Source organism: Aeromonas sp. FDAARGOS 1414 (assembly GCF_019047065.1).
Lineage (GTDB): Bacteria > Pseudomonadota > Gammaproteobacteria > Enterobacterales > Aeromonadaceae > Aeromonas > Aeromonas veronii_A.
Window position 1 is genome coordinate 621,346 of record NZ_CP077210.1, and the last position, 15,320, is coordinate 636,665.

Sequence of the window (15,320 nt, forward strand, 5' to 3'; positions counted from 1 at the left end):
TGCGAGCTGATCAGGGCGTTGGCGAAAGGCTCGCCAACGCCAGAGGTCTCCGCTTTTAGCGCTGCCCCTGATAGAAGCGCGCCTTGTCGGCATACATGGCGTCATCCGCCACCCGGCTCAGCTCCGCCAGCGGGGTCTGGTCGCTGCTGCTCCAGCCGATGGCAAAACGCAGCGGGAAGCTATGCTCCCCATGTTGCACGATGGCGTGCTGCTGGCTTGCCTCCAACCTGCCTGCCAGCTGCTGGCAGGCGAGGTGATCCGCCTCTGCCAGCAGCACGAATTCGTCTCCTCCCATTCTGAATATGCTCTCATTCTGTCGGCACAGCGTGCGCAGTAGTCGTGCCATCTGGATCAGCAGGGCGTCGCCCGCCTCGTGCCCATACTGGTCGTTGGTGCGCTTGAGGCCGTTGAGGTCGAGCATGAAGAGGGCGAGGTGACGCTCCGGATGGCGCGCCAGCACAGCCTGATAGTGATGGAACATCTCTTCGAACGCCTGGCGGTTGGGCAGGCCGGTGAGGTTGTCGGTGCGGGCGACCCGTGCCAGTTCATCGGTAAAGAGTCGCCCCTCGATGCCCACTGCCAGTTGCTTGGCAAACAGCCGCAAGATAGCCCTGTCCTCCGACTCCAGCCCTTCGGCGCTCACCATCAGATAGCCAAACAGCACGCCACTCTGGCTGCCGGGCAGGGTCATGATCTTCCAGAGTGCGTTATCCCACTGGCATTCGGAGTGTTTGACCTCCTCATCCATCAGTTGGGTCAGCTTCTCCTGCAGGGCATCCCGCAAGGGAGCATCGACCCCCTGGGTCAGGGAGTAGTGGGGCTGGCCATCGCGGCGGATCACCAGCCCCCAGCGGTGACCGGGATAGAGCTGGGAGAGCTGCAACAGGGCGGAGCTAGCCAGCTCGGCGATATCCACATCCAGCTGCTGGTGCAGACCGAACTGCAGCCAGGATTGCAGCACATGGCGGCTGCGCTCCTCCCGGCTCAGGGCCGAACGCAGGGCGGTCGTTTGGGATGCCACCTCTTGCTCCAGCTCGTCATTGAAGCCGAGCAGCCGCTGGTTGAAGGCCTCTTTCTCGCTGTTGGCCTGCTGCAGTTGTTCGTTCTGTTGATAGAGTGCCCGCACCTGGGCCGAGATGGTGTAGGCCATCTCCTGCAGCAGTTGGCGTACCTCGTCGTACTCCACAAAGCGCAGCGGTGCCTGCCGTTGCTGGTAGTTGCCCTTGCCATAGCTGCGCACCAGCGCGGCCAGCGAGCGCAGCGGTCGGGTGAGCCAGCGGGTAAGCCAGACACAGCCGATGGCCACCAGCAGCAACATGACGGCGATGCTGATGGTGAGCAGCTGCTGGGATTTGTTCAGCTCGCTAACCCTGTCATCGCTGTAGCTGTAGAGGGTGATGGTGGGGGTAATCATCTCTGCAAGTTGTGGCCAGCCGATAGTCAAGAGCTGCGCCATCTGGCTGGGGACCCGGTCATCCATGTCTCTGGTGTTGTCATGTGAGCCCTCGTAGAGAGGGGTATCTCCTTGTGAAATGACCAGATACTCGCTCCCCTTGAGATAGGGTTCCAGCAGCTGGGCCATCTGTCGCCAAGGGAGGATAGCCATCACGAAGCCGGAAGGGGTCTGCATCACGCCAGCACGCTGGTGATTGCGATAGATGGGGGCCACCAGCGCCAGTCCGCCGCTGCGGTCCTGCTCCATATCGCCGATCAGCAGGGGATCATCCACAGGCATCAGCAGATGTTTACCCTGTTTGGCTTCCCGCGTCTTGCTCCAGGCCATCAGCTGTGGCATCAGGTTGCTCGATTCAAGGTGGGAGGCCCGGCCGTTGATGTACTCCACTACCCGACCCTGATCATCGATCAGGTAGGCCGAGGTCAGTAAACTGTTGGACTTGATGAAGGTAGCCAGCGCCAGCCGGGCATGACTGGAGAAGAGAAAATTCTCGAGTGCCTGATTGAGCACCCGGTCGTTGCTGAGTTGCTGAAGTTGGGTGCCGATCAGCTCGCTGCGAAAGCGTGCCTCACGGGTCATGCTGGTGAGGGCCCGTTCCAGCTGGGATTGTTCGCTCTGGGCAATGATCTGGTGCTGACGAGCCAGCAATATGCCGCTCACCAGCAGCGCAGGCAGCAGGGCAACGGTGAACAGGATGACGATGAGCGTGGGGCCGAGACGAAAGGTACGGTGGCTCATTTTGACTTGACCTGCCGGTATTGCTGATCAGCCAGTTGCTGCATGTAACGGGCCGCATCAGCAGCACTGCTTCCCTCCTTGAAACGCTCGAACCCCTTGTCCATCGCCTGCCAGGCAATGGACATGGCACTGTCGGAAGGCATGGGAGTACTGAGGGTAAACTGTTCCAGCAGCACCTTTTCGTGCGGGGCGGGGTGTTGGTTGATGGCGGCAAAAGCCCGCTGATTGATTGGCAACAGCGCTCCCTGCCGATAGATCAATTGCTGATTATCGTCCCGCTGGATGAAGGCCATCAGGGCTTTGATGACGGCCTGCCGCTCTTCATCTGCCATTGCCCAACGAGAAACACTGAGAACGTAGGCTCCGCTCATGGAGTGCATCGGGCGCTCTTCCCAGTGAGGCAGCAGGGCCACCCCAAGCCGTTCACCCATGTTTTTCACCAGGTCATTGAAAGCCCAGTCCCCATTGACCAGATAGGCACTCTTGCCCTCGTTGAAACGGGCCAGGGCGGTATCATAGTCGCAGTCGGGATCGCCCCACTGCTCTCTGGCGACAGTACGGTATGCTTCCAGTGCCTGAACCATGGCCGGGGTGTCGAGAGTGATGCGCCCTTCGGTCACCGGCGAGCCACCAAAGGTAAGCAGAAACGCCGCAAAGTAGTACATGTCGTGATAGGGCCAGCTGACGGGGGAGACCCCTTGTGCAAGCAAGGGGGGAGTAATGGCGTTCAGCTCTTGCCAGCGGGTGATTGGGGTTGAGACCAGTGTCTTGTTGTAAAACAGCATCAGATGGTTGCCCTGCATCATGGGCATGCCCCAGCGCTGCCGGTCGAGGGTGACATAACGCAGGGCGCTGGCCATCAGCGCGGGGGAAAACCACTCGGCCGGGATGGGGGCGAGGGTCATCTGGCGATAGAGGCCGATAAAATCGGAGGGGATCAGCATCAGGTCGGGCAGCCCCCTTGCCTGAGCCGCCAGCAGGATATCTGCCTTGATCTTGCCCGGCTCGATCTGGGTGACGTGAACCTTGTGATTGCCTTCCTGATTGAAGCGGGTGACCACGTCGTCGATCACATACCCGGCCTGCTGGGAGTGCCACAACTCCAGCACTGGCTCCTGGGCCCGCAGTGGCTGAATGCCAGAGAAGATGCAAAGCAGCAAAAGATGATAAAAAACGCGATCTATGGTCATGTTACCATCACATCTGTACCTTGGATCAGAAATGAAAAATGTAACAAACAACCGCTCCTGTCGGTAGTGTGGTGGATCAACTAATTGAGTTAAGAGACAAAAAGCCCGGCGCTTGGGCCGGGCTGAGGGATAAATTGCTTATCCGGATTATCTTCGAGGCATCTATTGTGGATGTTGCTTGAGGATGTCGTATATCTCCTCTTTCAGTTTGAGTTTCTGTTTTTTCAGATCCCTCACCTCGGCGCTATAGTCGCTGGCGTGATGTTTTTCCAGCTTTCTAATCTCCGCATCCAGGTCGTTGTGCAAGTCAAACTTCTTCTGGAAATGGACATCACTGCTCTTCAGTTTCGAGATAAGTTCTCTGTACTCTGGGAACATGTAATGGAGCCTCCTTGGTTTCGTTTGATTGTGCCTTAGAGACCAAACTACCCCTTACCCCCCCAGATAAATGTGATCCGGATCCAATTCGGCAACAATGGTTTGCTGCATAAAGAGTATGTTTTTTAACTTCTTGAATCAAAAGCAGATCAGACATTCATTAGTCAGAGGGAGAGGGAAAAACTGGAATCCTGATCACAGTTGTGACGGCGGGATGATGGCCGTTAGCCGGTAAACGGCAGCAAAAAAGGGGCATAGAGCCCCTTCATGTAACCGGTATGGCGTTTACTCTTTTTTCTTTTTCTTCTCGGGCAGCGGCTTGCCGTCGCGGTGGATCACCTTGCCCGCCTCAAAGCCAATCTGGGCGGCCAGCTCCTCCAGATCCGCCGACTTGGCCTGATCCCCGATGGCGTAGCGATAGTTGGCGATGGAGAGTTTGTCAGCCACCGGCGTGCCCGGGACGATAGGCTCGCGCCAACCCTGGCCGATGTGAGCCACCAGGGTGCCATTCATCAGCAGCTCGCCGACGATCTCCTGGGTCGGATTGCCCTTGCCGTAGGTGAGACCCTGCGGGTGCTTCTTGCCGACCAGCGGCTCGTTGCTGGCGGGGATCAACTTGGTTCGGATCAGCCACTTGGGCTTTTTGGTGTTGCCCACCGCCTTGCCGGTCTGGTACTCGTTGATCTTGATGGTCTTGATCATCTGGGCCATGAAGTCCTTGGTCAGCGCCTTCTGGGCGTCGCTGGTTTCATCGATGGCGATGGGGGCCACATACCAGGTCTGGGTGGCTTGAGCCTTGGGAGCGGCAGGGGCAGTTTGCGCCATGGCCAGGGGGCTGAGCAGGATGGCAGCCAGCAAGAGTCCTATCTTCTTCATTGTGATTCCGCTTTTGTTTCAACAAGAATTTTGTTTTGCCAGCGACGACTGCGCCAGCGCCAGAACATGGCCAGACCGCGCACCCACTCGTCGCAGGCCAGCGCCAGCCAGATACCGACCAGTCCATAACCCTGCATGATACCGAGGAAATAGGAGAGTGGCACGGCAATTCCCCACATGGAGAGCAACGCCATGTAGAGGGGGAAACGGGCATCCCCGGTGGCCCGCAGGGCGTTGATCACCACCAGATTGAAGGTGCGGCCGGGCTCGAGGATAAGGCTGATAAGAAACAGTTGCGCCACCTGGGTGATGATGTCGGCATCATCGGTAAAGAGGCTGATGATGGTACGGCCATTGAGGGCAGCCGCCACGGCGATGACGCAGGTGACTGCCAGCCCGAGCTTGAGGCTCTTGAGCAGCTGTTGATAGGCGCGATCGAACTGCCTGGCACCTGCCAGATGACCGATGATGATCTCGTTGCCAAGGCCGATAGAGAGGCCAAACAGCAGGATAAACAGGCAGATCTGGAAGAAGTAGGATTGGGTCGCCAGCGCCTTGTCACCCAGCAGTCCGACAAAGGCTGTCACCACCATAAACTGCAGCATCCAGGAGAGATTCTCCCCTGCAGCAGGCAGGCCGATATGGAGCACCTTGCCCAGCATCTCCCGGCTGGGGTGGACGATATCACGCACCACCAGTCGAATGCCGGTCTTGCGGGCTACCAGCCACACCAGCAGCACCACGCCGATCAGGCGGCCCGCGACCGTGCTGATGGCGACACCGGCGACGCCAAGCTGGGGCAGGCCGAACCAGCCGTAGAGCAGCAGCAGGTTGCCGACGAAGGTGATGAGGTTGACGATGAGGGTCACATACATCGCCTGACGGGTGTGGCCGTGAGCGCGCAGGGTCGCCGCCAGACAGAGGGCTGCGGCCTCCGGTAACAGGCAGAGACCGATGATTTGCAAGTAAAGCGTCCCGTCGCTCATCAGGTTGGCAGGCAGGTTCATCAGCGCCAGCATGGTGCTGGCCCCCGCCATCACACCGATGGCGGCCACCAGACCGATCAGCAGGTTGAAGCCGATGGCGGTGTGGATCACCACCCGACTCTTCTCCCGATCGCCGGCCCCCAGATACTGGGTGATCACCACGCTGGTGCCGATGCTGACGAAGCTGAACAATGTGATGGCGAGATCGAACACCTGATTGCCGACCGCCAGCGCGGCCACTCCCTGATAGGAGACGTGACCTACCATGAAGGTATTGAGGGCACCGGTCAGAAAGTGCAGGGCGAGATCGATAAAGAGCGGCCAGGTCAGCGCAAAGAGGGTGCCCGGGCCTGCGTGGGATTGAGATTGCATGGCATGTCCAACAGCTGGGAGGGCACGGGGGAGTGCCCTCTGGGGGCGCATTTAACACCAAGGCCAAGGCCGGTGCAATCCTTGTGCAGGATTGCACCGGCCAGGGGAGCAGGCCAAGGGATCAGGCAGGCGTGGCGCCCGCCTCCTGTTCGCTTGGCAGGGTGAGGCGCGCCGAGTCGGGCAGGGCATCATCCTGCGGCCAGTTGGAGCGGATGGCATCAGTGGTGCTCTCCACCACCGCATCATCCTTGAACACCGGCTCGCGGTAGCAGCGGGTCAGGCGCAGCGCCTGATACATGTCGGGGCAGAGGATGATCCCTTCATCGCCCACCCGCACGCCCGCCTGCTTTAGCCAGTGGGTCATCTGGCCGTGGCGACCCGCCATCACCATATGGATGCCGCGCCGTTTCAGCTCTTTGTGCAGCTCTCCCACCATGCTCATCACGCTGATGTCCTGATGGGTGAAGCAGGCGACCGCATCGATCACCAGACACTTGGGGGCTCGGGGATCCTGTACCAGCAGGGCCAGCACCCGCCGCTTGAAATAGGGGGCGTTGAAGTAGGTCAGCGGCGAGTTGAAGCGATAGACCAGAATACCCGGGATCGCCTTGGCCTGTTCGTTGTCTCCCAGGGTGCGCACTACCCCCTCGTCATCCATGCCGAGCAGTTGATCGGTGGGACGCATCACATTGCGCAGAAACTGGAACAAGCCGAGCAAAACCGCGAGCGTAATCCCGGGGATCACCCCCATGGTGAGCACGCTGATAAAGGTGACCAGCGCCAGCCAGAAGGCGGAGCGATCGGAGTGGCGCAGGGCCCAAAGACCGCGAAAATCGGTGAGCGACAGGGAGGCCATCACCAGCACCACCCCGAGGGCGGCAGTGGGTATATATTTGAGCGGCGCCGTCAGATAGAAGGTGATGAGGGCGATCACCGCCGCAGCGATGATGGAGACCAGCTGGCTCTTGCCGCCGTTGGCGTCGTTGACCGCGGTGCGTGAATCCGCGCCGCTGATGGCAAAACCCTGGGAGACCGCGGAGGCGAGGTTAGCCATACCGAGGGCCCGAAACTCCTTGTCCGCGTCGATTTCGTAACCGTTTTTGGCGGCAAAGCTGCGGGCGGTCAGCATCATGGAGACGAAGCTCACCATGGCGAGGTTAAGGGCAGGCAGCACCAGCTCCCGCATCAGGCCGGGGGGAAATTCCGGCATCTGGAAGGCGGGCAGGCCGGAGCCCACCGTCCCCAGGGTAGCGATATCAAACTGGCCCAGATTGAAGCCCCAGACCAGCGCAGCGGTCACCACCATGGCCACCATGGAGGAGGGCCATGCCGGTTTGAAGCGTTTGGCCAGCAGCAGGGTAAGCAGGGCCACCAGACTCATGGCCAGGGTCGGCAGATGGGTCTGGGTAATATAGGTGGCCCCGCTGGCGATCCGCTCGATGAGGTAACGTTCGCTGAAGGTGAAGCCGAAGATCTTGGAGAGCTGGCCCACCATGATGGTGATGGCCACACCATTGAGCAGCCCCATCAGGATGGGTCGGGAGAGAAAGTCCGCCAGCACTCCCAGCTTGAAGCGGCTGGCAATCAGGCACCAGAAGCCGGTCATGGCGGTCATGGTCATCACCAGTTGCCAGTGACGAGTGGGGTCGCCTGCGGCCAGCGGCGTCACCACGGCGGCGATGACCGCACAGGTGGCGGCATCAGGGCCGACGATCAGCTGGCGGGAGGTGCCAAACAGGGCATAGACCAGCATGGGCAGGATGCAGGAGTAGAGACCGACGATGGCACCCACCCCGGCAAGCTCGGCATAGGCGATGGCGACGGGCAGCGCCACGGCCGCCACCGAGAGTCCGGCGCGAAGATCTGGCATCAACCAGGCGCGCTGGTAATGCAGCAGGGCGGCGAGGCCCGGTAGCCAGCGTTCGAGAGAGAAGAAGTCGCGCATTATTTAACCCATTGAGTTACAACCAGCTTTTCCCCTAGTGTGCCCAAGGTTATCGAAAGATTGCAATCAGGTTATGGCCAGTTTACCTGAAGGTCAGGCCAGATAGCCTGCCAGCGTTTCTCCTTGATGCGCTGGGTAAAAATCTGTTTGTCCTGACGACATCTGGGGTTGGCACTCACTTGCAGCGACCAGTTGATGGTAAAGCCGTAGGGGGCAAGCCACTCGAACTCGCCATCTCGGGTGAGGCGCACGCCGATGCAGGTGGGCACTTCGACCCAGTGGCTCAGCGCCTCAAGGCTGCTGGCAAACGGCGTTACCAGCTGCCGCGTGTGCATGCGGGCCTGATTGCGCACTTCCCACTGCTGATCCGGCAGCCGCTTTGCCAGCCAGGCTTCATGCGCCGTCTCGGCCAGCCCTTGCGGATCGGTTTTGTCGAGATAGATAAGGTCGATATCGTTGAGCGGGGTGGGCTCCGCCTTGTGGTGAAGGTGATCCCAGATGAGGTTGCGGATAAAGCCTGCTCCCAGCGCCCAGTCGGGCAGATTGAGCTCGGCCGCGGCTTGCAGGCAGGCCATCCGCTGCGGATCGGCCCGCAGCAGGGCTTCTGTTTTGGCTTGGAATTGCTGTTCGAGGGCGGAGTTCAGAGGTTCAGTTGTTGGCATTGCGGCGTAACCAGACATCAATGTAGCGGCAGCTCGGCACTATAGTGAGCCCCTCCGCCTGAGTCCAGTTGAAGAAGGCACGCGCCAGCTGATCGGCAATCCCCTGCACCCGCAGCTCGGGCGGCACGAAGGTGCTGTAGGCGTCGATGGTCTTGGCATCGAGCCGCCGGTAGCGCAGTCTCGACTCTTTCCCCTCCACCATACAGATGAACTGCTGCTGGTTGGCCTGATGGATGATGTCGCTCATGGTGGGCACCTCTGGCATAAAGTTGGGTCTCTCGGCACAACATAACTGTTAGCCAAGGTATAGAACAGATAGTGGATGATGTATCGATTGTTATCAGGATTATTGAGCCAGCTCTTGCTCTCTGGCTTTTATCTTGGCACGAATCGATGTGGCAATAATCAGCAAGTTCGGAAGAGGTAAAAATGGACACGGTAATGTTGAAAGTTACCCGGAAGGTGTTGGCTCAAAGTCAGAACAGCCCGGATCAGCGGCAGATTGCGATTTCTGATGCATCTAACCCTGAACTCAAGGCTCAGTTTGAAACGGCAGGTAAAAATAGAAAAATTCGGCTGTTGTTGGCCAAGAGAATCTCATTGTGGATGGGAGATACGGGGGCTATTTGGTATAGCCACAATCGCGCGAGCAAAAAGAACCAAGAGGATTTTGATTAACTCTTTTCATTGTTGGCGCACCATCCTGATGCGCCATTCCAGTTTATTTGTGAGGTTGCGGGTTAGGCCCAGGCTCGCTCCAGCAGGGTGAGTAACTGCTCACGGTCGGCGTCCTTGCGATTGAACAGTAGGGCACCGTCGTTGACCGCCAGATCGCGGATCTCGGTCAGTAGCGAGCGATCGCTTACCCCAGCCTCGCTCATGGTGCGCGGCAGCTTGACCGCTTGCCACAAGGTGTCGCGCAGGGAGCGAATGGCTGTGATGGTCGCCTCCGCCCGCTGATGGGCCGGGGTGGCGGCAAAGCGCTCTGCCCCCACCAGCGGCAACAGCAGCCGGGCCAGCTCGCTATCCACCTCGGGGCGGTTGTAGTCGAGCACGGTCGGCAAAAAGAGGTTCATGCACAGCCCGTGGGGCAGATGGCAGCGGGCTCCCAGACTGTGACCGAGGGCGTGCACCAGCCCCACCATGGAGTTGGAAAAAGCCATGCCAGCCAGCGTGGAGCCTTCCGCCAGTTGCAGCCGCAGCTGTTTGTTTTGCGGGTCGTGGATGATTTGCGGCAGGGCGCTGGCGATCTTCTCCACTGCTATCAGGGCCAGCGCATCGCTCACCGGGTTCTTGGCGGTACCGATAAAGGCCTCGATGGCGTGGGTCATGGCGTCCATGGCGGTGGCGGCGGTGATATTGAGGGGCAGCCCCTGGGTCAGGCGCGGGTCTAACACCGCCAGCTGGGGCAGCAGGAAGGGGGAGGTGAAGGGCACCTTGCGCCCGCTCGCCTCATCCTTGATTACTGCAACCAATGTCACTTCTGATCCTGTGCCCGCCGTGGTGGGCACCACCGCCAGCGGCTTGAGGGGACGGGTCAGGCAACCGGCGCCCGAGTAGTCGAGCAGATGATCCCCCCCCATGGAAGTGAGAATGTTGACTGCCTTGGCGGTGTCGATGACCGAGCCGCCCCCCAGCGCCACCAGACTGTCGCAGTCGAGCTCGCGATAGCGTTTGGCGATCCGCTCCACCACGGCGGTGGAAGAGTCGGCCGGGATCTCGTCCCAGATGGCAGCGACCGGCAGCTCTCCTTCGGCCAGCACATTGGCCAGCAGGGTGGCAAGGCCGGTGGCATTGACCCCCTTGTCGGTCAGCAGCAGCGGGCGATGGGCCCCGAGGCTGGTCAGCTCGCTGGCCAGCTGCTCCAGCGCCTGTTCACCGGCCAGCAGTTTGACCGGGCAGAAGAAATCGTAATAGCGGCTCATTTCAAGGCTCCTTGCGCGTTAGCCGGTCACCAGACCCAGATAGATGTTGCAGGCCCGGCCGATCTTGTTGGTCGGGGCGGGATAGTGGCGCAGCAGCGGCCGCGCGATAAAGGCGGGCAGGATCAGGGACTGCAACTGCTCAAGCCCCCGCACCAGATGCATGGCAACGGTCAGGTCTCCCTCCACCAGCAGCCGGTTTTCGCCAAATGCCTGATTGACCCCGAGCCGAAAACTCAGGGCGCGAAAGGCGATATTGGGATGCTTGAAGCGCACCCGTAGCGGATGGATGGTGGCATGAGGGGCGACTGGCGCGCCGGGATACCAGCGGCCACCCTGCTTGTGCATGTTCATGGCGTAGCCGATGCCGCCCACTTCGAGGCGGATTGCCAGCCCGTCCGGCAACGGCGCCAATTCACGGCGCACTGCCTCGTCGGTGCGGGCGGCGCGGCAGAGGGTGCGACCCACCACCCAGAGCAGAGTGGTGATCCAGAGGCGGCGGCCAAGGGCTGCCGCAGGTTCAAACATCCGTGTTTGCATGAGGATTGGCTCCTGAGATGGCTGACCAGAAGAGAGCGAACGCACTGGCTTGCCAGTAGTCGTCCTGTCCCAGCTCCGGTTGATCGACAAACAGTGATGCGCAGGCGAGGAACTGGCCCTGACACACCTCCAGCAACAGTGGCGCGGGAGCCTGCATCAGCTCGCCGCTGGCCTGCCCCTTTGCCAGCAGAGCAGGCAGAAAGCGCAGGGCATCGTTCAGGATCTGGCTGCGGGCCGGTCTGGCCAGCAGCGGAGAGTGAAAGAAGCCCAGCACGAATTTGAGCTCATTGGGATGCGCGAGCATCCACCCCATCGCCAGCTGCCAGTAGTGGCGGGTCTGGTCGTACAGCGGCAGGGTCGGATCTGCTTCATGGATGGCGCTCCCCATCCGGGTCTTTACATCCTGATAGAGGGCGAGGATCAGCGCCTCCTTGCTCGGAAAGTGGTGGAACAGAGTACCGTTGGCTACCCCGGCCGCCTTGGCGATACGGGCGGTGGCAGCCCCCTGCAGGCCATCTTCGGCGCAGAGGGCGAGGGCGGCATCCAGGATCTGGCGGCGTTTGTCGGTCATGTTTTGTGGCTGCGGGATAGCCTGGTTCATGGCCATCTCCATCAGCGCAGGAAGAAGGCCATCATCAGCTTCTGGATCCAGCTGTGGTAGGGGGGATGGATCAGGGAGCCGGTGGTGAACTTGCCGCGGGTCAGCACGGTTTTCGCCTTGGAGAAGGTAAGAAACCCCTCGTGGCCGTGGTAGTGGCCCATGCCGGAGGCGCCGATGCCGCCAAACGGCACATCGTCGGCCGCCACCTGAAACAGGCTCTCGTTGATCGCCATGCCGCCGGAGTGGGTCTCCTGGGTCACTCGCGCCTGCAGCTCGGGGTCGAAGCTCATCAGATAGAGGGCCAGCGGGCGGGGCCGCTCAGCCACATAAGCGAGCGCCTCCTCCAGGGTGTCGTAGGGGATGAGCGGCAGCAGCGGCCCGAAGATCTCCTGCTGCATCACCTGACACTGACCCGGCACCCCGGTTAGCAGGTGGGGCACCAGCAGGCGACGCTGGTCGTCGCGGGCCGGGTTGCCACAGGGGTGGAGCTGGGCACCCGCCTGCTCGGCTTCATCCAGCCAGCTGACGAGACGTTGATACTGGCGGTCGTTGATGATGGCGCCGTAGTCAGCACTATTGAGCCCCTGCGGGTAGAGCTTGCTGAAGTGGCGGCGATAGGCGGCGATAAAGTTATCCACCTCGCTGCGGGGCAGCAGCACATAGTCGGGGGCGACGCAGATCTGCCCGGCGTTGAGGCTCTTGCCGAAGATCATCCGCTCGACCGCGGTGGCGACCGGCATGTCGGGGGCGATGAGACAGGGGCTCTTGCCACCCAGCTCAAGGGTGAGGGGGGTGAGCTGGGGCGCGGCAGCGGCCATCACCAGCTTGCCCACCATGGTGGAGCCGGTAAAGAGCAGGTGATCGAACGGCAGTGAGCTGAACGCCGCCGCCATCTGGGCATCTCCCTCGATGATGGCGATCTCGTTTTCGTCAAACACGCTGGTGAGCATGGTGCGCAGCACGGCGTTGGTATGGGGAGTGAATTCGGAGAGTTTCAGCATCGCCCGGTTGCCCGCTGCGATGGCGGTGATGAGGGGGCCAAGGCTCAGCATTACCGGAAAGTTCCACGGCACGATAATGCCGACCACCCCGAGCGGCTGGAAGTGCACCTCAACTTTGGCGGGGGCCAGCAGCAGGCCGGTGTGGCGGCGGTGGGGCTGCATCCAGCGCTTGAGCCGCTTCTGGGTGTAGTTGATCTGCATGATGCAGGGCAGCACATCAGCGATCAGGCTATCGTAGTGGCTGCGCTGACCATAATCTGCCGCCAGCGCCTTGCACAGCTGCCCCTTGTGGGCGAGCAACGCCTGCTTGAGTTTGGTCAGCTGCGCCCGGCGCTCGGCCAGGGTAGGCATGGGGTGAGCCAGACTCGCCCGCTTGAGCCGTGCCAACTGATCCGGCAGGGACAATTTGATGGCGAGGATATCCTCAGGAGTGTGTTGAAGCTGCGCCGCACCCATGTTGTTCTCCGCATGAAAAATGACCGACTGATTAGTCGGTCTAAATCTAGTTGTTTGTTACCGGAATGTAAAGCTGGCAAGCTCTCTCCCGTTCACCTCGAGCCAGACGCAAGAGAGAACTGTGTGTCTCCCCACACTTTTGTGGTTTGCTCGTTGGTGGCTTATCTAATAAGGGGTAGTTTTTGGCTATTAACCTACACGGAGAGAGCACTATGACCAGGGAACTGAACAGCTTGTTGGCCCGGCTTGAAGATGTGGTTGAGCGGATGCCGGATTGCTTCAACACCTACGAATTCGCCCAGAAGCTGGCACTGCAATATCAGCCGGAGTTCTTTGCCGCGGGCCACTCTCTGGCCGAGCACGAGGGCAAGGTACTGCGGGTGCTGCACCAGAAGATCGCCGAGGCGCTGGCAGGCAGCGAGAGGGTGATTGAAGGGGCACTGCTCCCCTGCGTCACCCCCTGGGGGGAGAAGGCGACCTCACCGCGTTGGCACCGCAAACACTGAGGATCCGGTCAGGCAGATCACTGCCAGATAGCAGATAACGAACAACGATAAAGGGCGCGGCGCTGACAACAGGGCCGCGCTTTTTTTATGCAGATTGTCGCCAGCAGCGCCCCCGCTGCCGGGAGCAAAGGCCCGGTCTGTGATCCCATGCCGGGATACGAGACCGTCAGCCGGGTAGACTCTCCCTTTTGTCGCAGGGTTTGTCACCGTAGGAATTTCTCATGACCCATAAAATCATTCTGGATACCGACCCGGGTATCGACGATGCCATGGCCATCCTGTTTGCCGAGGCCCACCCCGCCATCGAGCTGCTCGCCATCACCACAGTTTTTGGTAACGCCACCATCGACAATGGTACCCGCAACGCCCTCTGGCTCAAGCAGAAGTACGGCATGAAGGCGGATGTGGCCAAAGGCGCGGCTGCCCCGCTGCTGCGCGAGCCGGTCGGCCCTACCACCATAGTCCACGGCCCGAGCGGCTTTGGCGACATGGAGGCGGGGGAGGTGACTATCGCTCCGGATCCCCGCCCCGCCTGGCAATATATTGTCGAGGCGGTCAAAGCCGCACCGGGGGAGATCACCCTGGTCACTATCGGCCCGCTGACCAATCTGGCGCTGGCGCTGCAACAGGCGCCCGAGATTGTCTCGCTGGTGAAACAGGTGGTAGTGATGGGAGGAGCCTTTGGCGTCAACGGCCATCGCGGCAACGTCACCCCCTATGCCGAAGCCAATATCCACGACGATCCCGATGCCGCCGACCGGGTCTTTACCGCCGATTGGCCGGTAGTGATCATCGGGCTGGACGTGACTCAGCAGAGCTTCTTCAGCAGCGCCTATCTGGATGAGCTCAGGGACAAGGCGGGGGAGCCGGGCCGCTTCCTGTGGGATGTCAGCCGCTTCTACCTGCGCTTCTACTCCGAGAAGCTGGGGCTCTCTGGTTGCCACGTTCACGATCCGTCCGCCATCGCCTATGTCATTGACCCGACCCTCTTTACCCTGCGCGAGGGGCCGGTGCGGGTGATTACCAGCGGCCCGGCCATCGGCCACACCCTGCAAAAGTTCGATGGCAAACGCCACTCCCACGATGATTGGGCAGCCTATCGTCCGCAGCAGGTCGGGGTGGCGGTGCGCGATGAAGCCTTGCTGGCGCTCTATCGCGAGACGCTGGTGGGCTGGGGCAAGGATTGCTGAGCAAAGAGGCGCTATTGCGTTGACGCGGGGGCTGTGATCGGCGCCAAACAATCGGAACGCTCGGCCGCTTATACTGCCTTATATCAAGAGCTTGGGAGGGATGAAGATGGCCTGGATTTCCTTGATAGTGGCGATAGCCCTGATCTGGTGGTTGATGAAGCTGGGGCGTGGCGCCCTGTTCGAGATCCGTCTTGCCCCCGGCAAGGTAGTGGTCAAGCAGGGCAAGGTGTCACCCGCCTTTATTGAGCATGCCAAGCAGATCCTGCGCCACGACACGGTGCGCGGTCGCATTGTGGGGCAGCGTGATGGCGATGGTGTAAAGCTGATCTTCTCCCGCTCCATCCCCGAGCCGGTGGCCCAGCGTTTTCGCAATATCTTCCCTTATGGCGATTACCGCCAGCCAACGGCGCCGCTGCCGGGGCCAAAATCCCGCAAGGGATAAGCACCGGAACCTGGTTCATCAATAGCAAACGGGCCTCCAGTGGAGGCCCGTTTTTTATG

16 protein-coding genes are annotated in these 15,320 nt (G+C 60.6%); 4 read left to right on the top strand and 12 right to left on the bottom strand.

The annotated features are described in order from the left end of the window. Nucleotides 1-55: 55 nt before the first annotated feature. The 8 genes from I6L44_RS02820 to I6L44_RS02855 all read right to left on the bottom strand — a co-directional run bounded on the left by I6L44_RS02820 (nt 56) and on the right by I6L44_RS02855 (nt 8,850). Nucleotides 56-2,194 carry a diguanylate cyclase gene (locus I6L44_RS02820; protein WP_216953235.1) on the bottom strand — a complete coding sequence of 713 codons (2,139 nt, stop codon included), beginning with the start codon at nt 2,192-2,194 and terminating at the stop codon, nt 56-58. Continuing rightward, nucleotides 2,191-3,303, bottom strand: coding sequence for an extracellular solute-binding protein (locus I6L44_RS02825; protein WP_227342340.1), 1,113 nt, complete (start codon nt 3,301-3,303; stop codon nt 2,191-2,193). Before I6L44_RS02825 ends, I6L44_RS02820 begins: the two co-directional genes overlap by 4 nt. Before the next feature lie 243 nt (nt 3,304-3,546). Continuing rightward, nucleotides 3,547-3,762 (bottom strand): YdcH family protein, encoded by a 216-nt coding sequence (locus I6L44_RS02830; protein ID WP_005337763.1) that lies wholly within the window; start codon nt 3,760-3,762, stop codon nt 3,547-3,549. Nucleotides 3,763-4,047: 285 nt separating this feature from the next. Next, nucleotides 4,048-4,638 carry a hypothetical protein gene (locus I6L44_RS02835; RefSeq protein ID WP_204382038.1) on the bottom strand — a complete coding sequence of 197 codons (591 nt, stop codon included), beginning with the start codon at nt 4,636-4,638 and terminating at the stop codon, nt 4,048-4,050. Next, nucleotides 4,635-5,996, bottom strand: a complete 1,362-nt coding sequence (locus I6L44_RS02840) for an MATE family efflux transporter (protein ID WP_013723595.1) — start codon at nt 5,994-5,996, stop codon at nt 4,635-4,637. Before I6L44_RS02840 ends, I6L44_RS02835 begins: the two co-directional genes overlap by 4 nt. 121 nt (nt 5,997-6,117) lie before the next feature. After that, entirely contained in the window at nt 6,118-7,941 is a 1,824-nt protein-coding gene (locus tag I6L44_RS02845; protein ID WP_216953237.1) for a SulP family inorganic anion transporter, read from the bottom strand. Between the two features lie 71 nt (nt 7,942-8,012). Next, nucleotides 8,013-8,603, bottom strand: coding sequence for a nucleotidyltransferase family protein (locus I6L44_RS02850; RefSeq protein WP_216953238.1), 591 nt, complete (start codon nt 8,601-8,603; stop codon nt 8,013-8,015). After that, the gene (locus I6L44_RS02855) at nt 8,590-8,850 is read right to left on the bottom strand and encodes a GNAT family N-acetyltransferase (protein WP_005337747.1); all 261 of its coding nucleotides are present in this window, start codon (nt 8,848-8,850) and stop codon (nt 8,590-8,592) included. The genes I6L44_RS02850 and I6L44_RS02855 overlap by 14 nt, the downstream gene beginning before the upstream one ends. Before the next feature lie 194 nt (nt 8,851-9,044). Between I6L44_RS02855 and I6L44_RS02860 the strand changes: the two genes are divergently transcribed. After that, nucleotides 9,045-9,281 carry a hypothetical protein gene (locus I6L44_RS02860; protein ID WP_216953239.1) on the top strand — a complete coding sequence of 79 codons (237 nt, stop codon included), beginning with the start codon at nt 9,045-9,047 and terminating at the stop codon, nt 9,279-9,281. Between the two features lie 62 nt (nt 9,282-9,343). Here I6L44_RS02860 and I6L44_RS02865 read toward each other — a convergent pair whose 3' ends face one another. From I6L44_RS02865 to I6L44_RS02880, 4 genes are read right to left on the bottom strand one after another with little or no spacing between them, the layout of a single operon-like run. Continuing rightward, complete coding sequence (locus tag I6L44_RS02865) at nt 9,344-10,528, bottom strand: iron-containing alcohol dehydrogenase (protein WP_216953240.1); 1,185 nt, start codon at nt 10,526-10,528, stop codon at nt 9,344-9,346. Between the two features lie 18 nt (nt 10,529-10,546). Continuing rightward, entirely contained in the window at nt 10,547-11,065 is a 519-nt protein-coding gene (locus I6L44_RS02870) for a hypothetical protein (protein ID WP_005361659.1), read from the bottom strand. Then, nucleotides 11,046-11,666: a TetR/AcrR family transcriptional regulator gene (locus tag I6L44_RS02875; protein WP_111899628.1), complete on the bottom strand. Its 621-nt coding sequence runs from the start codon at nt 11,664-11,666 to the stop codon at nt 11,046-11,048. The genes I6L44_RS02870 and I6L44_RS02875 overlap by 20 nt, the downstream gene beginning before the upstream one ends. Nucleotides 11,667-11,677: 11 nt before the next feature. Continuing rightward, entirely contained in the window at nt 11,678-13,123 is a 1,446-nt protein-coding gene (locus I6L44_RS02880) for a coniferyl aldehyde dehydrogenase (protein ID WP_216953241.1), read from the bottom strand. Between the two features lie 212 nt (nt 13,124-13,335). Between I6L44_RS02880 and I6L44_RS02885 the strand changes: the two genes are divergently transcribed. From I6L44_RS02885 to I6L44_RS02895, 3 genes are all read left to right on the top strand, one after another. After that, entirely contained in the window at nt 13,336-13,629 is a 294-nt protein-coding gene (locus I6L44_RS02885; RefSeq protein ID WP_128835396.1) for a hypothetical protein, read from the top strand. A 221-nt stretch (nt 13,630-13,850) separates the two neighbouring features. Beyond that, the gene (locus tag I6L44_RS02890) at nt 13,851-14,819 is read left to right on the top strand and encodes a nucleoside hydrolase (protein ID WP_005337734.1); all 969 of its coding nucleotides are present in this window, start codon (nt 13,851-13,853) and stop codon (nt 14,817-14,819) included. A gap of 106 nt (nt 14,820-14,925) precedes the next feature. Further along, on the top strand, nt 14,926-15,261 hold the full coding sequence (locus I6L44_RS02895; protein WP_005353195.1) for a DUF3634 family protein: 336 nt from the start codon (nt 14,926-14,928) through the stop codon (nt 15,259-15,261). The last annotated feature ends 59 nt before the right edge of the window (nt 15,262-15,320 follow it).